The organism is Endothiovibrio diazotrophicus (assembly GCF_054657215.1).
Genome location: NZ_BAAHXB010000027.1, coordinates 22,542 through 43,210, shown reverse-complemented (window position 1 = coordinate 43,210; position 20,669 = coordinate 22,542). Strand labels below are relative to the sequence as shown.

Annotated in this window: 22 protein-coding genes, 1 tRNA gene and 1 pseudogene; 6 read left to right on the top strand and 18 right to left on the bottom strand. The window is 66.0% G+C overall.

Going from position 1 to position 20,669, the window contains the following annotated elements:
- Nucleotides 1-97 precede the first annotated feature (97 nt).
- Together lgt and thyA are read left to right on the top strand one after the other, a co-directional pair.
- On the top strand, nucleotides 98-904 hold the full coding sequence (gene lgt, locus ACYQ2W_RS09425) for a prolipoprotein diacylglyceryl transferase (protein ID WP_459865605.1): 807 nt from the start codon (nucleotides 98-100) through the stop codon (nucleotides 902-904).
- Nucleotides 901-1,779 carry a thymidylate synthase gene (gene thyA, locus ACYQ2W_RS09420; protein ID WP_459865603.1) on the top strand — a complete coding sequence of 293 codons (879 nt, stop codon included), beginning with the start codon at nucleotides 901-903 and terminating at the stop codon, nucleotides 1,777-1,779. The genes lgt and thyA overlap by 4 nt, the downstream gene beginning before the upstream one ends.
- 325 nt (nucleotides 1,780-2,104) lie before the next feature.
- Here thyA and ACYQ2W_RS09415 read toward each other — a convergent pair whose 3' ends face one another.
- The 5 genes and pseudogenes from ACYQ2W_RS09415 to rplM form a co-directional block, all read right to left on the bottom strand.
- Nucleotides 2,105-3,106 (bottom strand): porin, encoded by a 1,002-nt coding sequence (locus ACYQ2W_RS09415; protein ID WP_459865599.1) that lies wholly within the window; start codon nucleotides 3,104-3,106, stop codon nucleotides 2,105-2,107.
- 318 nt (nucleotides 3,107-3,424) lie between these two features.
- Nucleotides 3,425-3,498 (bottom strand) — tRNA-Gln (locus tag ACYQ2W_RS09410).
- 38 nt (nucleotides 3,499-3,536) lie between these two features.
- Nucleotides 3,537-3,704: pseudogene (locus ACYQ2W_RS09405) on the bottom strand (four helix bundle protein); the annotation flags it as partial.
- A gap of 38 nt (nucleotides 3,705-3,742) precedes the next feature.
- Complete coding sequence (gene rpsI / locus ACYQ2W_RS09400; RefSeq protein WP_459865597.1) at nucleotides 3,743-4,132, bottom strand: 30S ribosomal protein S9; 390 nt, start codon at nucleotides 4,130-4,132, stop codon at nucleotides 3,743-3,745.
- Nucleotides 4,133-4,159: 27 nt separating this feature from the next.
- On the bottom strand, nucleotides 4,160-4,588 hold the full coding sequence (rplM, locus tag ACYQ2W_RS09395) for a 50S ribosomal protein L13 (RefSeq protein ID WP_459865595.1): 429 nt from the start codon (nucleotides 4,586-4,588) through the stop codon (nucleotides 4,160-4,162).
- A gap of 427 nt (nucleotides 4,589-5,015) precedes the next feature.
- On the opposite strand from rplM, the gene hemC reads away from it, so the two are divergent.
- From hemC to ACYQ2W_RS09375, 4 genes are read left to right on the top strand one after another with little or no spacing between them, the layout of a single operon-like run.
- A complete protein-coding gene (gene hemC, locus ACYQ2W_RS09390; RefSeq protein WP_459865593.1) occupies nucleotides 5,016-5,948 on the top strand; it encodes a hydroxymethylbilane synthase in 933 nt (310 codons plus the stop codon).
- On the top strand, nucleotides 5,945-6,736 hold the full coding sequence (locus ACYQ2W_RS09385; RefSeq protein ID WP_459865591.1) for a uroporphyrinogen-III synthase: 792 nt from the start codon (nucleotides 5,945-5,947) through the stop codon (nucleotides 6,734-6,736). Before hemC ends, ACYQ2W_RS09385 begins: the two co-directional genes overlap by 4 nt.
- Nucleotides 6,733-7,848 carry a uroporphyrinogen-III C-methyltransferase gene (locus tag ACYQ2W_RS09380; RefSeq protein WP_459865589.1) on the top strand — a complete coding sequence of 372 codons (1,116 nt, stop codon included), beginning with the start codon at nucleotides 6,733-6,735 and terminating at the stop codon, nucleotides 7,846-7,848. Before ACYQ2W_RS09385 ends, ACYQ2W_RS09380 begins: the two co-directional genes overlap by 4 nt.
- A complete protein-coding gene (locus ACYQ2W_RS09375; RefSeq protein WP_459865587.1) occupies nucleotides 7,845-9,008 on the top strand; it encodes a heme biosynthesis HemY N-terminal domain-containing protein in 1,164 nt (387 codons plus the stop codon). The genes ACYQ2W_RS09380 and ACYQ2W_RS09375 overlap by 4 nt, the downstream gene beginning before the upstream one ends.
- Nucleotides 9,009-9,061: 53 nt before the next feature.
- On the opposite strand, the gene ACYQ2W_RS09370 is transcribed toward ACYQ2W_RS09375, so the two are convergent.
- The 13 genes from ACYQ2W_RS09370 to ACYQ2W_RS09310 all read right to left on the bottom strand — a co-directional run bounded on the left by ACYQ2W_RS09370 (nucleotide 9,062) and on the right by ACYQ2W_RS09310 (nucleotide 20,565).
- Nucleotides 9,062-9,898, bottom strand: coding sequence for a tetratricopeptide repeat protein (locus ACYQ2W_RS09370; RefSeq protein ID WP_459865585.1), 837 nt, complete (start codon nucleotides 9,896-9,898; stop codon nucleotides 9,062-9,064).
- Nucleotides 9,829-10,422 carry a hypothetical protein gene (locus ACYQ2W_RS09365; protein ID WP_459865583.1) on the bottom strand — a complete coding sequence of 198 codons (594 nt, stop codon included), beginning with the start codon at nucleotides 10,420-10,422 and terminating at the stop codon, nucleotides 9,829-9,831. Before ACYQ2W_RS09365 ends, ACYQ2W_RS09370 begins: the two co-directional genes overlap by 70 nt.
- A gap of 21 nt (nucleotides 10,423-10,443) precedes the next feature.
- Entirely contained in the window at nucleotides 10,444-10,830 is a 387-nt protein-coding gene (locus tag ACYQ2W_RS09360) for a hypothetical protein (protein ID WP_459865581.1), read from the bottom strand.
- 114 nt (nucleotides 10,831-10,944) lie between these two features.
- Nucleotides 10,945-12,828 carry an AAA family ATPase gene (locus tag ACYQ2W_RS09355; protein ID WP_459865579.1) on the bottom strand — a complete coding sequence of 628 codons (1,884 nt, stop codon included), beginning with the start codon at nucleotides 12,826-12,828 and terminating at the stop codon, nucleotides 10,945-10,947.
- A gap of 107 nt (nucleotides 12,829-12,935) precedes the next feature.
- Entirely contained in the window at nucleotides 12,936-13,565 is a 630-nt protein-coding gene (locus ACYQ2W_RS09350; RefSeq protein WP_459865577.1) for an SPOR domain-containing protein, read from the bottom strand.
- A complete protein-coding gene (locus ACYQ2W_RS09345; RefSeq protein WP_459865575.1) occupies nucleotides 13,562-13,816 on the bottom strand; it encodes a hypothetical protein in 255 nt (84 codons plus the stop codon). The genes ACYQ2W_RS09350 and ACYQ2W_RS09345 overlap by 4 nt, the downstream gene beginning before the upstream one ends.
- A gap of 18 nt (nucleotides 13,817-13,834) precedes the next feature.
- Complete coding sequence (gene aroB / locus ACYQ2W_RS09340) at nucleotides 13,835-14,920, bottom strand: 3-dehydroquinate synthase (protein WP_459865573.1); 1,086 nt, start codon at nucleotides 14,918-14,920, stop codon at nucleotides 13,835-13,837.
- 45 nt (nucleotides 14,921-14,965) lie between these two features.
- Nucleotides 14,966-15,484, bottom strand: a complete 519-nt coding sequence (gene aroK, locus ACYQ2W_RS09335; RefSeq protein WP_459865571.1) for a shikimate kinase AroK — start codon at nucleotides 15,482-15,484, stop codon at nucleotides 14,966-14,968.
- 49 nt (nucleotides 15,485-15,533) lie between these two features.
- Nucleotides 15,534-17,711, bottom strand: a complete 2,178-nt coding sequence (locus ACYQ2W_RS09330) for a type IV pilus secretin PilQ (RefSeq protein WP_459865569.1) — start codon at nucleotides 17,709-17,711, stop codon at nucleotides 15,534-15,536.
- Nucleotides 17,712-17,726: 15 nt separating this feature from the next.
- Nucleotides 17,727-18,302, bottom strand: coding sequence for a pilus assembly protein PilP (locus tag ACYQ2W_RS09325; protein ID WP_459865567.1), 576 nt, complete (start codon nucleotides 18,300-18,302; stop codon nucleotides 17,727-17,729).
- Between the two features lie 7 nt (nucleotides 18,303-18,309).
- Complete coding sequence (locus tag ACYQ2W_RS09320) at nucleotides 18,310-18,903, bottom strand: type IV pilus inner membrane component PilO (RefSeq protein ID WP_459865565.1); 594 nt, start codon at nucleotides 18,901-18,903, stop codon at nucleotides 18,310-18,312.
- A 35-nt stretch (nucleotides 18,904-18,938) separates the two neighbouring features.
- The gene (locus tag ACYQ2W_RS09315; protein WP_459865563.1) at nucleotides 18,939-19,493 is read right to left on the bottom strand and encodes a PilN domain-containing protein; all 555 of its coding nucleotides are present in this window, start codon (nucleotides 19,491-19,493) and stop codon (nucleotides 18,939-18,941) included.
- A 1-nt stretch (nucleotide 19,494) separates the two neighbouring features.
- On the bottom strand, nucleotides 19,495-20,565 hold the full coding sequence (locus ACYQ2W_RS09310; RefSeq protein WP_459865561.1) for a pilus assembly protein PilM: 1,071 nt from the start codon (nucleotides 20,563-20,565) through the stop codon (nucleotides 19,495-19,497).
- Nucleotides 20,566-20,669 lie beyond the last annotated feature (104 nt).

The window sequence follows — 20,669 nt, the reverse complement described above, 5'->3', positions numbered from 1 at the left end:
TCGCTTATCCAACCTACGGCGCCCATGAACGACTCGGACTTTAAGCGTATTCGATTTCCGACCCAAAATGCCTCCCTGTCTGATAGGATTCGGGGCCATGTTGAGTTTTCCCGAATTCAATCCCATCGCCCTCGAACTGGGGCCGCTGAAGGTGCGCTGGTACGGCCTGATGTACCTGGTGGGCTTCGCCGGCGGCTGGTGGCTCGGACGGCTACGGGTGCGCCGGCCCGGATCCGGCTGGAAACCGCTGGAGATGGACGACCTGCTCTTCTATACGGCCCTCGGCGTGGTGCTGGGCGGGCGCATCGGCTACACCCTTTTCTACAACCTGCCGCTCTTTCTCCACGACCCGCTGGTGCTGTTCCGCGTCTGGGAAGGGGGCATGTCCTTCCACGGCGGACTGCTCGGCGTGATCACCGCACTCTGGCTGTTCGGCCGGCGCCACGGCAAGGGCTTTTTCGCCGTCGCCGACTTCGTCGCCCCGCTGGTACCGATCGGCCTGTTCAGCGGCCGCATCGGCAACTTCATCAATGGCGAGCTGTGGGGCGCCCCCACCGACCTTCCGTGGGGAATGGTCTTTCCGGACGCCGGCCCGCTGGCCCGCCACCCCTCGCAACTCTATGAGGCGACCCTGGAGGGCGTGGTACTGTTCCTGCTCCTCTGGTTCTATTCGGCCAAGCCCCGCCCCACCATGGCGGTCTCCGGGCTATTCCTTTCCGCCTACGGCATCTTCCGTTTCCTGGTGGAGTTCGTCCGCCAACCCGACATTCAGATCGGCTACCTCGCCGGCGGCTGGTTCACCATGGGCCAGCTCCTCAGCACACCGATGATCCTCTTCGGCGCCCTGCTGCTGCTGCTCGCCCATCGCCACCGCGGGCACGCCAAGGAGGGCGCCACCCCGTGAAGCCGTACCTTGACCTGATGCGCCACGTCCTGGAAAACGGCACCCGCAAGGGAGACCGCACCGGCACCGGCACCCTGAGCATCTTCGGTCATCAGATGCGCTTCGACCTGCGGGACGGATTCCCGCTGCTCACCACCAAGAAGGTATTCCTGCGCGGGATCATCCACGAACTGCTCTGGTTTCTCGCCGGCGACACCAACATCCGCTATCTGGTGGAGAACCGGGTGGGAATCTGGAACGAGTGGCCCCACCGCGACTACGTCGCCGCCACCCATGACGCGATCTCCCTGGAGCGCTTCGTCGAGCGAATCCGCGACGACGCCGCCTTTGCCGAACGCTGGGGCGGCATCGGCCCCGGCTACGGCCACCAGTGGCGCAGCTGGCCCACCCCGGACGGCGGCCACATCGATCAGATCCGCCAGGTAGTGGAACAGATCCGCAACACCCCCGACTCCCGCCGCCTGATCGTCTCCGCCTGGAACGTGGCCCAGGTCGAGCAGATGGCACTCCCCCCCTGCCACACCCTGTTCCAGTTCTACGTCGCCGACGGTCGACTCTCCTGCCAGCTCTACCAGCGCTCGGCGGACATCTTCCTCGGCGTCCCTTTCAACATCGCCTCCTACGCCCTGCTCACCCGGATGATTGCCCAGGTGTGCGATCTCGAACCCGGCGACTTCGTCCACACGCTCGGCGACGCCCACCTCTACCTCAACCACCTGGAGCAAGCCCGCGAACAGCTCTCCCGCCCCCCGCTCCCACTCCCCGCGATGCACCTCAACCCTCAGGTCAAAGAACTCTTCGACTTCCGTTTCGACGATTTCGAACTGACGGACTACCAATGCCACCCGCCGATCAAGGCGCCGGTCGCGGTCTAGGAACCTGTCGGACCATGGGGGATCGGGCCGCGAAAGCGGGATGACGGCCCTGCCCATTTCCGAAAACCCTCGTCAAATAGCCCGCTATTCTCCTCGGATTTTCGAAAAATTGGGGCCGGCCCTCCGGCCCTCCCGCGGCTCGCCCTCCCATAGCCCGACAGGCTCCCAGCCCGAACAGCCCACGACACCCACGGGCCCCACCGCCTCCTTCAACCACTCTCCATTTCGAAAACGAAAGACGCCCCACCGCCATGCGGTGAGGCGTCGAAAACGGAAAAAGGGGCCCGAAGGCCCCTTTTTTCAGCTCATCACGTCCGCAGGACGATTAGAAGCTGTGCACCATACCCACGGAGAAGGTATCGGTGTTGGAGACGCCGGCGGCGTCCGGATCGATTTCGACGTACTGGGCATAGACCTTGGTACGCTTGCTGAAGTGGTGATCCAGGCCGATGCCCCAGGAGTCGCCCTTGCCGATGGTGCCCAGGGCGTTGCCGTCGGTCTCGCCGTACATGCCCTTCACGACGTTGTTGCCGAACTTGTAGGCGGCGGACAGCTGGTAGATGTCGAAATCGGCGCCGACGTCCTCGTTCTCGTAGACGAAGCCGACCTTGAAGGCGTCCATGGAGTAGCCGATGCCGAAACGCCACATGTCGAGGTCAGGGGTCGCGCTGGTGGAGGTGATCACGTCCTGATCGTAGGTCTCGTAGGCCAGGGCGGCGTACAGAGGACCGTTGCCGTACATGGCGGCGACGGAGATCGCCTCGGCCAGACCGTCGGCGTTGGCGTTGGCGCCGCCGAAGACGGTGGAGGTGCCGGCAGGAACCATGGCGGCAGCCAGGGTCAGACCGCTCATCGAGGGCGAGATGTAGGCGACGGCGTTGTCGGCGCGGGCGTCGATGAAGCCGAGGGTGTCGTTGTAGTCAGCCGCCTCATCGCCGAACAGGTCCAGCTTGCCGGTGGAGATCTTGAAGGGGGTGTCGTGACGACCGACGACGAAGGTACCCCAGTCACCGGCCAGGCCGATGAAGGTGTTACGCTGGGAGAGGCTACCACGGTCACCATCGTTGATGTCGTTGTTGCGGTCGGCCATCTCCACACCGAACTCCATCTGGTACACGGCCTTCAGGCCGTCACCCAGGTCCTCGGTACCCTTGAAGCCGAGGCGGGAGGCACGGCTGCGCACGTCCCACATGCTATTGCCGGTGTCGACGTGGTCGATGGACATGTGGGCCTTGCCGTAGACGGTGACGTTGGCGGTGTCGGCGGAGGCGGCAACAGGGGCAGCCAGGACGCCGGCGATCGCGAGAGCGATAAACTTCTTCTGCATTCTCATTCTCCTTCAGTGAGTTAGGAATGAAACCAAATAAACCGCAGCAGTTAACGGTGCCTTTTTATAGCACTGCCTCAACAAGGACGCAACAGATTTTTTCAAAAAAACCACACCCCCGCAGAACTGTTGCCAATGCGCAACAGTTCCGTATATCCACTTAAGGGAAATTCGAGTCTATATGTTGGGGCTAAAAAAAATGCGGATACAGTATGTATTGTTTTCATGACAATACCCCACTCTCGCCAACCGAAAAAGCATCCGAGCGGCCAAAATGACGAAGGCCCGACCATCTCGATGATGGCCGGGCCTTCTTGTTGGCTGGGGGACTAGGATTCGAACCTAGGTTGACGGAGTCAGAGTCCGTAGTCCTGCCGCTAGACGATCCCCCAAAAAGCGGAGAGAAAAGATACAAGATAAAAGAGAAAAGTTAAAGCGGGTTCACACTTCGAATCAGGCCTTGGAGCATCCGGGAGATTTCCACTGTCTCCTGAATGTAGCCGGAGGCCGCTTCGGCCTCGATCAACCCCAGCTCTTTGACGATGTAGAGCTGAGTCCGCACTTCGGCGCACGACCCCTTTGCGATACCGAGAAACCGAACATACTCCTTTTATCTTTAATCTTTGCCCTTTGCTCTTAACGTTTAGAGAACTGGGTCGCCCGACGGGCCTTGCGCAGACCCACCTTCTTGCGCTCCACCTCGCGGGCGTCACGGGTAACGAAGCCGGCCTTACGCAGCGGGCTGCGCAGGGACTCGTCGTAGGCGATCAGCGCGCGGGCGATACCGAGGCGGATGGCGCCAGCCTGCCCAGTGTTGCCGCCACCGCGGACCGTCACCTTGACGTCGAACTTCCCGACCATCTCCACCGTCTCCAGCGGCTGGCGGACAATCATCCGCGAGGTCTCACGACCGAAGAAGGTGTCGAGGGAACGACCGTTGACGGTGATCTCGCCCTGACCGGGCTTGATGAATACACGGGCCGCGGAACTCTTGCGGCGGCCGGTGGCGATGTGCTGTTCAGGCATGATGCACGCTTCCGTTGTTCTCTAAATTCAGATTTCCAGCGGCTGGGGCTGCTGGGCAGTGTGGGGATGCTCGGCACCGGCGTAGACCTTCAGCTTGCCGAACATGGCGCGGCCGAGCGGATTCTTCGGCAGCATGCCCTTTACCGCGGTCTCGATGACACGCTCAGGCGCCTTGTCGATCAGCTTCTCGAAACTGATGGACTTCAGGTTGCCGATATACCCGGTGTGATGGTGATACATCTTGTCCTTGGCCTTGTTGCCGGTCACCGCCACCTTCTCGGCATTGATCACCACAATGTAGTCGCCGGTATCGACGTGGGGGGTGTACTCGGTCTTGTGCTTGCCGCGTAGGCGACGGGCGATCTCACTGGCCAGTCGGCCCAGGGTCTTGCCGTCGGCGTCAACCAGGAACCAGTCACGCTTCACTTCGGCCGGCTTGGCGCTGAAAGTCTTCATCGATACACTCCGCAGATAAACCGCTTCACGAAAGGCGGGAGATCCTACAAGATTCCTCGCGACGACACAAGACCCAAAAGGAAAATCTCATCGCCTCGCGGGCAACGCCGCCCGGCCAGCTCGCATGATAATGATTATTCCCGTTTCCATCATCGCCCTTTTCCGCTTGGCACGGCATCCGGGAATAAAGGGAATTGGGGCAAAAAAATGGCGCGGCATGGGGTGCCGCGCCAAAACCACCAAAGGAGGATGGAGGAGTTGCTTGAAAATAAGCGTATAAGGATTATCTAATCAAGCATCCGGGAAGTCAACCCCGTTTTTACCTGTCGCCGCACACCGCGCGAGCCCTTTGAAATGGGGGAGCAATTCAGGAACAATGACGGACTTTCCGATTCCCCGCTCCCGGTTACCGAATTCCCATCCAGACATGAGCCACCCATCGATCCGAATCGCCACCCGCAAGAGCCAGCTGGCGCTGTGGCAAGCCGAACACGTCAAACAGCGGCTCGAAGAGGCCCATCCCGGGCTCGTCGTGGAGCTGCTCCCCATGAGCACCCGGGGGGACAGGATCCTCGACACCCCGCTGGCCAAGATCGGCGGCAAGGGACTCTTCGTAAAGGAGCTGGAGCAGCGCATGGAGGCCGGCGAGGCCGATCTGGCGGTTCACTCCATGAAGGACGTCCCGGCGGAGCTGCCCACCGGCTTCGAGCTGGCGGTGATTCTGGAGCGGGAAGATCCGACCGACGCCTTCGTCTCCAACGCCTTCAAGGCGCTGGACGAACTTCCCGGCGGCGCCCGCCTGGGCACGTCCAGCCTACGCCGGCAGTGCCAGGTCCGTGCCCGGCGACCGGACCTGGAGGTCATCAGCCTGCGCGGCAACGTCAACACCCGGCTGGCAAAACTGGATGCCGGTGACTACGACGCCATCATCCTCGCCAGCTCCGGCCTCAAGCGCCTCGGCTTCGACCCGCGCATCACCGCCATCCTCGGCGAGGAGGAGAGCCTGCCGGCGGTGGGCCAGGGCGCCCTCGGCATCGAGATTCGTCAGGGAGACGAGCGAATCAGAGAGTTGGTCACGTGCCTCGACCACCCCGCCACCCACACCCGGGTCCGTGCCGAGCGGGCGATGAACGCCCGTTTGATGGGAGGCTGTCAGGTCCCCATCGCCGGTTACGCGCAACTGGAGGGAGAGACGCTCTGGCTACGCGGACTGGTCGGCGCGGTGGACGGCTCGGAGGTGGTCCGCGGCGAGATCCGCGGCCCGGCCGCCGACGCCGAGCGCCTGGGCGTACGCCTCGCCGATGATCTGCTCTCCCGCGGCGCCGACCGCATACTCCGGGAACTGATGGAATCGGAATGAGCCCCCGTTCCCTCCTCGGCCTCGGCATCCTGGTCACCCGCCCGGAGGGGCAGGCCGACCCCTTTTGCCGCCTGATCACCGAAGAGGGGGGGACCGCCTTCCGCTTCCCCGTCCTGGAGATCGGCCCACCGGCCGACCCCGCTCCGCTGGAGCGGTTGATCGCCGACCTGGACCGCTTCGATCTCGTTATCTTCGTCAGCATCAATGCGGTGGAGTGGGGCGTGGAGGCCGTTCGTCGTCGACGCCGGTTTCCCCCTGAGCTGCAGCGGGCGGTGATCGGCCCGACCACCGCCCGCGCGCTCGCTGAGCGACACCTCGCCCCCCACCTGATGCCCGCCCCGCCCTACAACAGCGAATCGCTGCTGGCGCTGCCGGAGATGCATGAGGTCGCCGGCAAGCGGATCGTCATCTTCCGCGGCGAGGGCGGACGGGAACACATCGCGGAGACCCTGCGCAGCCGGGGCGCCGAGGTCGATTACGCGGAGGCATACCGTCGCATCCGCCCCAACCACGACCCTGCCCCGCTGCTTCGCGCCTGGCGTGAAGGGGAGATCCAGGTCGCCACCGCCACCAGCAACGAAGCGCTCCTCAACCTGGTGGAGATGGTGGGCGAGGAGGGGCGCCGCTATCTGCTGGAGACCCCGCTGGTGGTGATCAGCGAGCGCAATGCCGCGCTGGCCCGCGAGCTGGGCTTCACCTTTGAACCGATCGTGGCCCAGGAAGCGGGAGACGACGCCATGGTGGCGGCCATCGCCGAAGGGGTCCGGCGCCAATGGACGATTCGATGACCGCACGCACCCTGCCCGCCCAGCTTGACGAACGCCCCGAATCACCCCCGCCGGAGAACGAGCCGCCGACCGCCGAGCAATCGGAAGCATCGCCGACCGAGCCGTCGTCCGCCACACCGTCCCGGGAACGACGCAGCGGCGGCGCGGCGGCTTGGCTGGCACTGCTCACCGCCCTGGCGGTAGCCGGCTGGAACGGTCATCAGTATCTGGAGCAGGGGCGCCGCGACCAAGGCGAGCGGGCGCTGCTCAACGACCAGGCGCGACGCATCGGCGAACTGGAACACAAACTGGCACTGAACGAGCGTGAATCGGCCACCCGCAGCCGCACCCTGGAAGAACGACAGCGCGCCCTGCAGGAGACGCTATCCGGATTGCGCACCCTCGCCGGTCTGCACGGCCGCAACGGCTGGGTGGTTGCCGAGGCCGAATACCTGGTACGCCTCGCCCGCCACACCCTGCGGGTCAAGGAGGACGCCACCACCGCCATCGCCCTGCTGCGGGACGCCGACCGCCGCCTCGCCGAACTGGGGGATCCCGCCCTGCACACCCCGCGCACCCTGCTCGCCGCCGATGTCGCCGCCCTCGAGTCGCTCCCCCCCGCCCCCCTTTCCGCACACTCCGCCGCCCTGGGCCGGCTGATCGACCAGGTGGAAACGCTGCCGCTGCCGATCCCCCACACCCCGGCCGACGCCCCCGCCGGGGCGCCCGAACCCCCCGCCGACCGCTGGCAGTGGCGCGACTGGCTCGACCAGGCCGAACGCTGGCTGAAGCAGTCGGTCGTGGTGCGCCGCGACGGCGACCCGCCCCGCCCGCTGATCGCCCCCGCGGAGCGCTACTTCCTGACCGAAAACCTGCGCCTTACCCTGGAGACGGCACGGCTGGCCCTCTATCGGGAAGACCCTGCCGGTTTCCGCGACGCCCTCGCCCGGGCCCGCCGCTGGATCGTCGCCCACTTCGACGGAGCCGCCCCCTCGACCCGCATTACCCTGCGCGAATTGGCGCGTCTCGAGCAGGCGCCGTTGCAGCGCCCCCTTCCCGACCTGGGCGAAACCCTGGAGGCACTCACCACGGTGAGGAACACCGAGGCGGAGAGCGGGGAGCGCTCGCCGTGATCTGGCGGCTGCTGCTCGCCGCGGCCGCCGTCGCCGCCATCATCGCCTGGGTGATGGCCACCGATCGCGATCCCGGCTACGTCCTGATCCACTACGGCCCCTGGTCCCTGGAAACCACGCTCTCGCTGGTCACCCTCGGCGCGGCGGCCGCCTTCCTCGCCCTCCATCTGGCGCTGCGCCTCGGCGGCGGCCTGTTCCGGCTGCCCGGGCGGATCGGTCGCTGGAAGAGGGCGCGGCGAGCCAGCCGTGCCCGCGCCCGTCTTGCCGACGCGGTGACCGCTGCCGCCGAAGGCCACCTCACGCGGGCCATGCGCCTCGCCACCGAAGGGGTTCGCCACAGCGAGCACCCCCAACTCCACCTCTACACCGCCGCCGCCGCCGCCCACGAACTGGGGGAACGGGAGCTGCGCGACCGCCACCTCCACCAGGCGATGGAGCTGCGCGAGCGGGACGAGGCGGCCGCGGGCCTGCTCCAGGCCCGTTGGTGGATCGAGGAGGGACGTCACGAACAGGCCCTCGCCACCCTGCTCAGACTGCATGAGCGCCATCCCAAACTGCCCCGCCTCGACACCCTGCTCGCCCGCAGCCACTACGCCCTGCAGGATTGGGGCGCGCTACGCACGCTCCTCCCCCGGCTCGATCCCGCTCCGCCCATCGAATGGGAGCGGGCCACGTGGCTCGGTCTGATGGAGAAATACGCGGAGGGGAACGACCCGGAAGGGCTGCGCGGGGTCTGGAAAGCGCTCCCGGAGCGGCTGCGGGAGGAGGATGAGGTGGTGGCCGCCTACGTCCGCCGACTGATGGCCTGCGAAGCGGCGATCGACGTGGAGAATTTCCTCCGCCGCCGGCTGGAGGAGCGCTGGAGCGAGGCGCTGGCGCTGCTCTACGGCGATCTCCACCACCACCTGGAGGTGATCCCCCTGCTCAATCAGGCGGAGGCGTGGCTGAAACGCCACGAGCGTGACGCCTCCCTGCTGCTCACCGCCGGCCGGCTGGCGCTCCACGCCCGGCTGTGGGGAAAGGCCCGCGGCTACCTGGAGGCGAGCGTCGCACTACAACCGCGGCTTGCGGGGTTCCGCCTGCTGGCCCGCACCCTGGAGGAGATGGGCGATCGCGAGGCGCTGGCCGCCTGCCGGCGCGACGCCCTGGAAAGGCTGTAGCCTGCATTCTCCCCCTACTGCCGCCGCCGATCCTCCCGCGGTGACGGGAGAGGTTACTCGACCGACGCTGCCTTCCCGAACGCCCGCAGGCGCCCGCTGAAATAGTCCGCCAACCCTTTGTATTGCGCGTGTTGCGGCAAGGCGGCGGCCAGGCGTTCGCCGATATCCAACCCTTCGCGCAGGGCCGTCAGACCCGCATCGAGATCACCCTGCGCACGGGCGGCGTCCGCCACGTTGTCGAGCGACACACACAAATCGCGCAAGGCTTCGGGGGTTTCGCCGACGCGTTGCAGGATTTGGCGGCGAATCGCCAACGATTCGTCGAACGCGGCGCGAGCGTCCTCCCAGCGGCCCAGGGCTTGGGCGGTTTTACCTACGTTGTTCAAAGAGACGGAGAGGTCGCGCAAGGCTTCGGGGGTTTGCCGCGCAAGGGCCAAACACGCCTGCGCGACCTCCTCGGCGTGTTGCAGGTGGCGTTTGGCGTAGAGGGCGTTGAAGGCGCCGAAGCCGGTTTGCAGCAGACCGGCCGGCGGCGCGGCGCGTTTGGGCAAACCGCCCGGCGGGTGCTTGTCCCACAAGCGCTGCCACTCGTCCACGGTTTGTTGTTCATACCTGGACAGCGGAAACAGGCCGCCAGCCCGGGTAGGCTCGGCCCGCGGGGGGGCGGGAAGCGCGCCGATCCAGTTTTCGGTATCCAGGCAGAAGGTGCGGATGGCCCATAGATCCGGGGTCAGGATTTTGGTGTGGGCCCGCTCCACGGCGGGCAGGATCAGCACCAGCGGGCGATTCTGGCACTGTCGCAGCGGTTCGCGCTGCTCGTTCAAGCGGCTGAGAAAATCCGCCCGCGCCTCATGCCAGCGGTTCTCACCCTTTTTGTCCAGGCGCGACAAGTCCAGCCAGATCGGGGTGTGGCTGAGCGCCTGATCGCGGTGGCCGGGGTGCAGCAGGCGGGGGATATAGCCGGCGATATGCGCCGGGTTGTCCGTCTCCCATTCACGAAAGCGGGTGACGCGGACATGATAGAGCGCAGGCGGTTTTCCACTTGGTCGACAATCGCCGCGGTGACGCCGTCCTCGGTCACCGAGGCGGCGATCAGGGCGTCGCGGATGACCCGGAAGAAATCGCGCAGATCGCCGCCGGTGGCACGTCCCAGGCGACGCAACTGCTCGCGGCTGAAGAACTCCTGCCACTTGGGATAGCGGCGCCAAACGATCTCTTCCAGCAGCTTCAGGCCGTCCTCGTCGTCGCCACCGTCTTTCCTGCGCACATGCAGGTTGGGCCAGTTCACCACCGAGGCACCGAAGACTTTGCCGATGCCCGGCATCATGGGCAGGAGGAACGGCGGAATGGTGTACACCACATGCAGGAGCGGAAAACGCAGATTGTTGGCCTGGGCATAAAACAGTTCCAGCACGCTGTCGTGGATTTGCCGCGCCTAGTCGCTCATGCCGATGCCGCGAATCTGTTCCACCGAATCAACCAGCAGCACCACCTTGAGTTCCGGATCACCGTGTTGTTCACGCAGCGCGGCGACGATTTCGCCGACGTATTCCCGCGCCTGCCTGGTGATTTGCCCGTAATAGCCGCGCAGGGCGTGCTGCAGGCTCTCCTTGAAGGTGGGGTCGTTCTTCAGGCTGAGGCCGAAATCGAAATTGCCCACCTCGGCACTGAATTCGAAATTCACTTCGCTTTGCAGGAAATGCAGCAGGCGGTCGCCATAGCTTCGGGTGATGGTATCCAAGCCGTGCGTTTGCCGCAGTTGCTCGGTCGGGCCGACCATCAACGACAAGGTGAAAGTCGCGTGAAGGGTTCGGGTTCCCATCGGTAGTCCCGTGCAAAATGGTTGTCTGGCGGTAACCGCCCACCCCGCCGGGGTGGGCCGTTGCGTTTGACTCAATCCTATGGAGGGCGGGCCCCCGGGTGCCTGCCCGCGTCCCTAATGCCGCGACTTCTCGATCTCCTTCTGGACCGAGGCGATACTGCGCGACCACGGCTCGTACCCCGCAGAGAGCGGCGGCAGCGCCTTGAGCGCACGACGGGCCGCATCCACATCGGGATAGACCCCGGAGAGCAACCCGTACCAGCTTTGCCCGTGGTTGTCGCCGTGGAAGAGGGCCCCTCCCTCCACCAACCCGTGTTTCCTGGCGAAGGCGACCAGCGCCTCGCGGTCCCCCCCGCCGAGCACTTGCACCGCGATGGCTCCGGGGGGCTGTTGCATCAACCACTCCTCGTCCCTCAGCTGCGCCTCCTCCGGCGCGGCCTCTGCCGGCTTGTCGGCGGCGGGAGAGGGCGACGGGTCCGCGGCGGCGGCCTTCGCCTCCCCAGCCACCGGCTTCTCCGTCTGCTCCGCCGCGGGCATCGGCAACGCCTCCCCGCTCTTCACCTCGGCCGACGACGACGTCTCTCCGGGCCCCATCGCCGCTGGGGAGGCGGGCTGCGCCACCCCGGCCGGCACCTCCGGGGCGCCGGACGTCGGCGGCGTGGCCACCGGCTCACTGGGCGTAAAGGGCGTCGGTTTCTCCAGGTGGGGGATACGGTGTTCGAGCGGCGCACCGGCCAACGGGTCGCCGGCCATCGCTTCCGGCGCGGACGCCTCCGGCCCCATCGCCCCTGCGGCCGCAGACGGCATCCCGTCGCCCCCGGCGGGCGCAGGGGCAGGTGCCGTCGGCGCGGGGGACGACACGGCTCCGTTGGCACCGGCCTCCCCGCCGCCGATCTCCGCCAGCGGCTTCGGCTCCAGCTTCTCCACCTCACCGGGTGACGCAGTCCCCGCAGCCTGCGCGATCGGCGGTGCGACGACCGGCGGCGAGACGAGGGGGACCGCGGAGCGCACCACCCGGTCCGGCAGCGTCCCCTGCGGCATCTCGCCGACCCGCCGCTGGATGGCGATCGGCTGCGGCTCGGCGGTCTCCTCGGCGCGGGGCACGGCGGCATCTCCCTGGATCATCTGGTTGATCTGCCCCTGGAAGATCAGGATGGCGAGCAGCAGCAGCGCCACCCCCGACCAGGTGAGCACCTTCTTGATGTCCAGATCCCGCAATTTAGACAGATTCATCTCCCCTCCTCCCGCCTTGGTTGCCGCCCTACCGCCAAGCAACCGCCGGGCCACCTCGTCGATCCTTCCGGGCAGCCCACCGCTCTCCTCGCCGATCGTCCTCAGCTGGGCGGGGGAGAAGAGCCGTTTCGAAGCCCCGCCCGCCGTCGCCAGACACCACGCCAGATAAGACTCCACCTGACGCTCCACCAGCGGCGCCACATCGAGTGTGCGCAGCTCGGATAGGTATTTGCGAAAGCGCGGATGCGCAGCGAGCCGCCCCTCGGCGTCCGGCTCACCGGCCAGCACCACCCGCAACAGTCGCCCGCTCTCGCCCATCCGCTCATAGAGTTCGAGCACCGTATCGAGCGCCTCGTCGGTCAACCGCTCGACGTCGTCCAGCAGCAGCAGCGGGATGCCGCCATCACGCTGGATCTCCAGCAGCCGCTCGCCGAGGTCCTCCGATGCCCCCCCCGCCAGGTCATTGGCGAAGGCCCGGGAGAGCGCTACCAGAAGGCGCACCGAATTGAAGCCGTCCGCAGCCTGTACCGCACAGATGACGAAGCGCCCCTCGGCGCGCTCGACGAACTGGCTCAACAGCACGCTCTTGCCGGCCCCCCGCGCGCCGCGGACCAGCACCATCGGGTCCCCGGACTGGATCAGATAGACCAGCAGATCAAGCCGCCGCTTCAGATCATCGTCCGTGTACCATCCGTCGCGCGAGGCCGGGAACGGATCCCGCTCCAGTCCGTGCCGCCGCCAGTATTCGTCAGGGCCCCCGGCCATGGCTCATGGATCGGTCGCGTGGCATCTGACCGCTCGGCGATTCGCTGAATGGGCCATCAGTTGCGGCGCGATACGCTGGTTGGTCCATGCGGAAAATATTGCAACGCTCAGCGCCCCTCACGAATCGCCTTCTGCACCGACTCGATGGTGCGCGGGAAGGGGGCGTTCTTGCGCACCGCCGGTGGCAGCATCCCCACCGCCACGCTCGCCTCGTCCCGATCGGCATAGAGGCCATAGAGCAACACGTACCACGCCTCCCCCGTCAACCGGGTGCGGTAGTAGGCGGTCATCGACTCCAGACGGTAACGACGGACGAACTCACGCAGCGTCTCCTCGTGACGCGAACCGAGCAGTTGCAGGGTGTAGCCCTTCGGCGGCAGGCTGAGCAGCCACTCGGCGTTACCGTTGCCGGCCACCGCGGGGGGCGGCGGGGGCGCGGCCTGCGCCGCTGGAGGGGAGGCGCTCGCCGCCGGGGCCACCTCGGCGATGACCGGCTCGGGCATCGGCGGCGACGCATTGACCCGCGGCATCACCTCCACCTCAGCGACGGGCGCGGCCATCGGGATCACCGTCACCGAGTGGTCTCCCTCGCCGGGCAGCATGAGATAACCGAGCAGAACGAGCAGCATAATCAGCGGGTAGAGCAGCGGCAGGCGCACCCCGAACAGCAGCCGGCCGAGGGCGCCGGCCTCCGTCGCCCGCCGGTGGAATGCGCCGATCCGCTCCAGAACGTTCAAACCGGTCGCTCCTGTCCCTCCGCGAAGACCACCTTGAAGCCCTTCCTGCTCTGGGCGTCGCGCTCCTTGAGCATCACCCCTTCGGCCTCTTCACGCTCCTCGAAGTGCTCCCGCCGCACCCGCCCCGACCGCCCCTGAAGCCCCGCCTCCTTGACCACGCTCCAACCGCCGAGCAGGTCCCGCTGAAGGATCAGGTGGACGAAGCGCGGCGGCTGTCCGGGGGATGCGGTGGTCTGCATGTAGATACGCACGAAGGGAGCGGCTCGCGGTCAACGCCGGGAGAGGCACGCCTCGATGGCGGCACGAAGCGAGGCGGGATCGAAGTCTCCGGTCACCAGCGACTGGCCGATCCCTTTCATCAGCACCAGCCGCAGACGGCCATCCAGTACCTTCTTGTCCACCGCCATCAGGTCGAGAAAGCGTTCGACGGTCAGCTCGGCAGGAGGGATCAACGGCAGGCGCGCCCGCTCCAGCAACCGGTCGACCCGTCCGCGCGACGCCTCGTCCAGCCAGCCCAGGCGCACCGAGAACTCCGCGGCCATGCTCATGCCGGTGCCGACCGCCTCACCGTGGAGCCAATTGCCGTAGCCGGCGCCGGTCTCGATGGCGTGGCCGAAGGTGTGGCCGAGATTGAGCAGCGCCCGCTGCCCGGCCTCCCGCTCATCGGCCGCCACCACCTCCGCCTTGATCCGGCAGGAGCGTTCGATGGCGTAACCGAGGGCCTCGGGATCGCGTTCCAGCAACCGCTCCATGTTCTCTTCCAGCCAGCCGAGGAACGCCTCGTCGCGGATCAGGCCGTATTTGATCACCTCGGCGATACCGGCGGAGAGTTGACGGTCGTCGAGGGTGTTCAGGGTGTCGGTATCGGCGATCACGCAGCGCGGCTGGTAGAAGGCGCCGATCATGTTCTTGCCCAGCGGGTGGTTGACGCCGGTCTTGCCGCCCACCGAGGAGTCCACCTGGGCGAGCAGGGTGGTGGGGATCTGGATGAAGGCGACACCCCGCTGATAGCAGGCGGCGGCGAAACCGGTGATGTCGCCGATCACCCCGCCGCCGAGGGCGATCAGGGTGGTTCCGCGATCGTGGCGCCGCTCCAGCAACTGGTCGAAGATGCGGTTCATCACCTCCAGGGTCTTGTAGCGTTCGCCGTCGGGGAGCACCACCACGTCGTGGGGGACCTCGCCGAGGGCCTCGCGCACCCGTTCCAGGTAGAGCGGCGCGACCGTCTCGTTGCTGACGATCATCGCCCGCCGGCCGGCAAGGTGGGGCAGCAGCCGCTGCGGCTCCCCGAGCAGGCCGCGGCCGATGTAGATGGGGTAGCTGCGCTCCCCGAGATCGACGGTCAAGGTCTTCATGCGTTCTCGTATCGCCCCTTCTCCAAGGTCGTGCGGGGGGACCCGTCACTCCTCCTCCAACCGTTCCAACAGCTCCTTCACCACCGCCCGCACACTGCGGCCACTGGTATCGATGGCGATATCGGCCACCTCGCGGTAGAGGGGTTCGCGTACCGCCATGATCTCTTCCAATTTGCGACGCGGGTCACCGCCCTGCAGCAGCGGCCGGTTACGGTCGCGGGCGGTCCGCTTGACCAGTTGATCGATGGAGGCGTGAAGGTAGATCACCGTACCGCGGGCGGCCAGCACCGTGCGGTTCTCCGGGTCGAGCACCGCGCCGCCACCGGTGGCGAGCACCGTCCCGGCGGTCCCCGCCAGCTCGTGGATCATCGCCGACTCGCGCTTGCGGAACCCGGCCTCCCCCTCCAATTCGAAGATCAGCGGGATGTCGACGCCGGTGCGCCGCTCGATCTCCTTGTCGCTGTCGACGAACTCCATCCCCAGCTCCTCTCCGAGCTGCCGGCCGATGGTCGATTTACCCGCTCCCATGGGACCGACGAGGATCAGATTCTGCTTTCGAGTCATGCCCCGCATGATACCTCATACGACAGGGGCGAACCCGCAGGCCCGCCCCTTACTTCAGCGTCAGCCCCTCGCGGAGAATGCGCGGCGTAACGAAGACCAGCAGCTCCTGCTTGGTGTTGGAACGGGTCTTCGACCGGAACAGCGCGCCGAGGCCGGGCAGATCGCCGAGCAGCGGCACCTTGGTGGTGCCGTGACGGCGGCTCTCCTGATAGATCCCGCCGAGCACCAGCGTCTCGCCATCGGCCACCAGCACGTTGGTGGTGATCGACCGGTTGTTGGTGACCGCCACCGTCGAAGAGATCGAATCGGCGCTGTCATCGGTGATGGTCAACGACATCAGCACGTGGTCGTCCGGGGTCACCTGGGGCGTCACCGCCAGACTCAGGTTGGCGTTGATCGGCTGCACCGACGCGCCGTCGGCGGTGATGGCGAGGAACTGGATGGTCTGCCCCTGGGAGATGGTGGCGGTCTGGTTGTTGCCGGTGATCACCCGCGGATTGGAGAGCACCTCGCCCTTGCCCTCGTTCTGCATCGCCTGCAATTCCATATCCAGCAGGTAGTCGGCGCCGAGGATCGCCAGGCCAAACTGGCCGGCACCGGTCACCGGCAGGTTGACGTTGTACCGATCCGCCTGGGAGGGCATGGTGATCGGATAGAACGACCCCGTGCTGGTCATGTTGTCGACGGCGCTACCAATCATCGTGTCTGCCCCGGCGGCGGAACCGGTCAGTGCGGTGAGGCCGTCTCCCCGCTCGGCGAGCTTGGTTGCACCGAAACGAACGCCGAGGTCCTTGCTGAAGGTGTCGTCGGCGACCACGATCCGCGATTCGATCATCACCTGGCGCACCGCCACGTCGAGGCGCGTCACCAGCCGCCGGATGTCGGCGATGCTGTCGGCGGTATCCTGCACCAGCAGGGTATTGGTACGCTCATCGACCGAGATGTTGCCACGGTCGGAAAGCAGCGAGACCCCCTCGCTACGCAGCAGGCCCATGATGTCGGAGGCGCGCGCGTAGTTGACCTGGATGAACTCGGAGCGCAACGGTGCCAGTGCCTGGTTCTGGTTCTGCGCCTCCAGCTCCTGGCGCTCCTGGGCGGCGATGTCGCTGGCCGGCGCCACCATGATGACGTTCCCCTCCTGACGCATGGCGAGCCCCTTGCTCTGCAGGATGATATCCATCGCCTGGTCCCAGGGGACGTTGTTGAGGCGCAGCGTCACCGAACCGGAGACGGTATCGGCGACAACGATGTTGAAGCCGGTGAATTCGGCAATCAGTTGCAGCACCGAGCGTACCTCGATGTCCTGGAAGTTGAGCGACAGCCGCTCGCCGGTGTAGCCAAACTTCTTCTTCTTCGCCTCCTCCTCGGTGGCGGTGAACGGTTTCACCTCGACCACGTAGCGGTTGTCGGACTGATAGGCGAAGTGGTCGAAATTGCCGCTCGCCGCCACCACCACCCGCACCTGGTTGCCGCGCGCGGTGGTCTCCACCGAGCGCACCGGGGTGGCGAAGTCGACCACGTCGAGACGGCGCTCCAGCTCCGCGGGCAGCGCGGCGTCCAACAGGGTCAGCACCACGCTGTCCCCTTCGGTGCTCATATCCACCGGCATGGAGGGATCGGAGAGTGTCACCTCCACCCGCCCTTCGCCGTTCTCGCCCCGACGGAAGTCGACATTCTCGACCTGACGCACCCCGGACCTCGCTCTCTTCTTCGCCGTGGTCACCGGGGCGGGAGCCTGCTCGGCCGGGGTGGGAGGGGCGGTCATACTCATCCCGCTGCCGGTGCCGTCAAGCACCACCACCACCTCGTTGCCCTCGACGCGGGTCACGTAGGGGACCATCTCCACCAGATTGAGCACCACCCGGGTACGCCCCTTGGCCTCGGCGCTGGCCATCGAACGCGCCACGCCGATGCCGATGGTCTGGGTCTTGCGTTCCAGCCGATTGGCGACGCCAGGCAGATCGAGGGCGACCCTCGCCGGATTGTCGATGGTGAAGCTGACCGGGCGGGGTGGGGGCCCGGAGAGCGAAAGGACCACCTGCACCCGATCGCCGGAAAGCGCGGTGAACTCGGCCCCTTCGAGTCCCAGGGGTTGCGTCTGGGCATGGGCCAGCGGAGCCAGCACCCCGAGCAGCATCCAGAGCCCCCCCCACAAACCTCCCCGGAGCAGCAACGTCCAGCCCGAAGAGAGGCCGAAGCGAGGCCGTTGATAACCGTTACCGCTCATTGATCACCCCCAAAATCACTGTTCGCTCAGGGCGATGGACGCTTGGCGCTCCATCCAGCCGCCGAGGCCGTCCTGCACGATCTCGACCAAGTCGATCCGCTCCTCGGTGACGCGGATGATGCGGCCGTAGTTCTGACCCAGGTAGTTTCCAGGCTGCACCCGGTGCAGCGTACCTCCGGGATCCCTCACCAGCCCCCACAGCTCTCCGCCGCGAGTGAGGCTGCCGACCATCCGCAACGAATCGAGCGGGAAGCTTTCGGTCACCTCTTTCGGGCGCTTGAAATCGGGGGATACGCCGCTGCCGCTGCCCATGCTCTCCCCGCCGCCAGCCCCCTCGCCCGATGTCGTGGCGGAGAAGGGGTCACGCAGCTCGAACGCCTGATAGACGAACGCCTCGTAGGGCTTCGGCTGGGGCAACGGCTCGATCGGCGCCCCGCGACGGCTCTTCACCTCACTGATATAGGCGGTCAGATCGTCCATGCCGGCCCGACCGCAGGCGCTCAGCAGGGCGACCAGCGCCAGCAACGCCCCGGCGCGGCCGACACGCCGCACCCTGCTCGACAATATTCGATGGGCCGTGGGAACAATCACGGGGCGATCACTCTTCAAGATAGCGGTAGGTCTTGGCGGTAGCCGACATGTTCAGCTCGGAACCCTTGCCGCTGATGTTGATGTTGTGCAGGGTGACAATCCGGGGCAGCGCCGCCACCCCGCTGGCGAAGGCACCGAACTCGTGATAATTGCCGTTGACGTTGAGGCTGATCGGCAGCTCGGCGTAGAACTCCTTGCGCACCTCCCCGGCCGGCTTGAACAGGGTGAACTCCAACCCGCTGGCGAGACCGGTATGGGAGATGTCGTCGAGCAGGTTCTCCACCTCGGTCTTCTCCGGCAGCTGGCGCAACATCGAGCCGAACGACTCCTCCATCTCCTTGAGCTGGGCACGCAGCTTCTCCAGATTGGCCGCCTTGCGCTGCTTGACCTCGAAATCGGTACGCAGCTCATCCTCTTTCTTCTCCAGCCCCGCCAGCGCCTCCTGTTGATCCATGGTATCGAAATAGTAGGCCCCGCCGACGATCACCGCCGCCAGCAACACGCCGGCGCCGATCTTCGCCCACAGCGGCCAGCCACCGGGGTTGTTGGGGTCGATGTTGAGATCGGCCAGGTCCAGATTGTTCAGGTCGGAGAGGTCCACGTCGTATCCTCATCGGGCGGGCGGCGGCGGGCCGCTCACTCCTCCTCCGCTTTCTTTTTCCAGGTCTGCTTCACCTTCAGGGTGAACCGGTGGCGTCCCTCGCCGCCCCCCCCCTGGATCACCTCCAGGCGCGGCGAACCGAGCCACTCCGAGGCCTCCAGGTTGCGCATATAGGTGGAGATCCGCTCGTTGGACTGGGCGATCCCCACCAGGGTGATCTCATCGCCGGACTGGGCCAGCGAATCGAGCACCACCCCCTCGGGCAGGGTACGCACCATCTCGTCGAACAGATGAACCACCACCGGCCGCGAGCTCTGCAGCTCCTGGATCACGTTCATGCGCGCCAGCAGGCTGCGTTTCTTCTGCTCGATGTCCTTGATCTCCCGGATCTTCTTGTCGACCGCCGCGATCTCCTGCTCGAGCACGCCGTTGCGCTCGCGCTGATGCTCCAGCACCGATTCCATGTAGAGATGGGCGACGAACACCAGCGCCCCGATCACCGCAGCGACCACCCCCATGGCGATGCCGAAACGCTGATTGCGCTCCTTGCGCAGCTCTTCACGCCAGGGAAGGAGGTTGATCCTCGCCATCTCAGTCGAAGCTCCGCATGGCCAGGCCGCAGGCGATCACCAGGGAAGGGGCATCGGCGCGCAGTTGCTCCTCCTTCACCTTGGCGGGCGGCGTCATCCCTTCGAGAGGATCGAACACCTGCACCCCCACCAAGCCGGTGCGCGAGGCGACGTGATCGGCGATCCCGTCAATGGTGGCGCAGCCGCCGGAGAGCAGCAGTTGATCGACCTGATTGAATTCGGTGTTGGAATAGAACGTCTGCAACGCGCTGTAGACGGTGCTCGCCAGTCGGTCCTTGAAGGGGCCGAGCAGCTCGCTGCGAAAATCGTCCGGCAGTTCCCCCTGACGGCGTGCTCGCGCCGCCTCCTCGAAGGAGAGGCCATAGCGGGCCATGATCTCCTGGATCAGGACGTTGCCGCCGAACGGCTCCTCGCGGGTATACAGCGTGGCCCCGTCGCGCATCACCTGCAGGCCGGTCTTGGCGGCACCGATATCCACCAGCGCCACCAGCCGGCCCGCGCCTCCGTCGGGCATCGCCGCCACCCGCCGGGACAGGGCGTTCTCCACCGCATAGGTCTCGATATCCACCACCTTGGCGCTCAATCCCGCCGCGTCGAGGGAGGCCACCCGCATCTCCACGTTCTCGCTACGCGCCGCGGCGAGCAGCACATCGACCATCTCGTCACTCTTCTCCGAAGAGCCGAGCACCTGGAAATCGAGACTCACCTCCTCCAGCGGATAAGGGATGTACTGGTCGGCCTCCAACTGGATCTGTCCCTCCATCTCGTCTTCGGAGAAATTGGAGGGCATCGGGATCACCTTGGTGATGACGAAGGAGGCGGGCAGTGCCACCACCGCCAATTTGTTGCGGGTCCCGGCACGCTTGACGGCACGCTTGATCGCCTCCCCCACCAGCTCCACCTCGCGGATCACATCGTCCTGCACGGTGTCGTTGGGCAGCGGCTCGATCGCATAGGCCTCCACGCGGTAGCGCTCCCCCTTGCGACTCAGCTCGACGAGCTTGACCGCGGTGGTGGAGATGTCGACCCCCAGGAGCGGTGGCCTTCTTGCCGACAAAAACGGCAGAGCCATCTTCTGATTTTCCTTCTATTACCCGTAGTTAGAAAGGATAGATGCCACTAAACATTAAAAGACATGTCCAACTATATATCAAGGAATCGGGAAAAGAAAACCCC

Coding starts and splice junctions, on each gene's coding strand:
- lgt (WP_459865605.1), top strand. CDS start 98: ATGTTGAGTTTTCCCGAATTCAATCCCATCGCCCTCGAACTGGGGCCG.
- ACYQ2W_RS09415 (WP_459865599.1), bottom strand. CDS start 3,106: ATGCAGAAGAAGTTTATCGCTCTCGCGATCGCCGGCGTCCTGGCTGCC.
- rpsI (WP_459865597.1), bottom strand. CDS start 4,132: ATGCCTGAACAGCACATCGCCACCGGCCGCCGCAAGAGTTCCGCGGCC.
- rplM (WP_459865595.1), bottom strand. CDS start 4,588: ATGAAGACTTTCAGCGCCAAGCCGGCCGAAGTGAAGCGTGACTGGTTC.
- hemC (WP_459865593.1), top strand. CDS start 5,016: ATGAGCCACCCATCGATCCGAATCGCCACCCGCAAGAGCCAGCTGGCG.
- ACYQ2W_RS09385 (WP_459865591.1), top strand. CDS start 5,945: ATGAGCCCCCGTTCCCTCCTCGGCCTCGGCATCCTGGTCACCCGCCCG.
- ACYQ2W_RS09380 (WP_459865589.1), top strand. CDS start 6,733: ATGACCGCACGCACCCTGCCCGCCCAGCTTGACGAACGCCCCGAATCA.
- ACYQ2W_RS09360 (WP_459865581.1), bottom strand. CDS start 10,830: ATGGGAACCCGAACCCTTCACGCGACTTTCACCTTGTCGTTGATGGTC.
- ACYQ2W_RS09355 (WP_459865579.1), bottom strand. CDS start 12,828: ATGGCCGGGGGCCCTGACGAATACTGGCGGCGGCACGGACTGGAGCGG.
- aroB (WP_459865573.1), bottom strand. CDS start 14,920: ATGAAGACCTTGACCGTCGATCTCGGGGAGCGCAGCTACCCCATCTAC.
- aroK (WP_459865571.1), bottom strand. CDS start 15,484: ATGACTCGAAAGCAGAATCTGATCCTCGTCGGTCCCATGGGAGCGGGT.
- ACYQ2W_RS09330 (WP_459865569.1), bottom strand. CDS start 17,711: ATGAGCGGTAACGGTTATCAACGGCCTCGCTTCGGCCTCTCTTCGGGC.
- ACYQ2W_RS09315 (WP_459865563.1), bottom strand. CDS start 19,493: ATGGCGAGGATCAACCTCCTTCCCTGGCGTGAAGAGCTGCGCAAGGAG.
- ACYQ2W_RS09310 (WP_459865561.1), bottom strand. CDS start 20,565: ATGGCTCTGCCGTTTTTGTCGGCAAGAAGGCCACCGCTCCTGGGGGTC.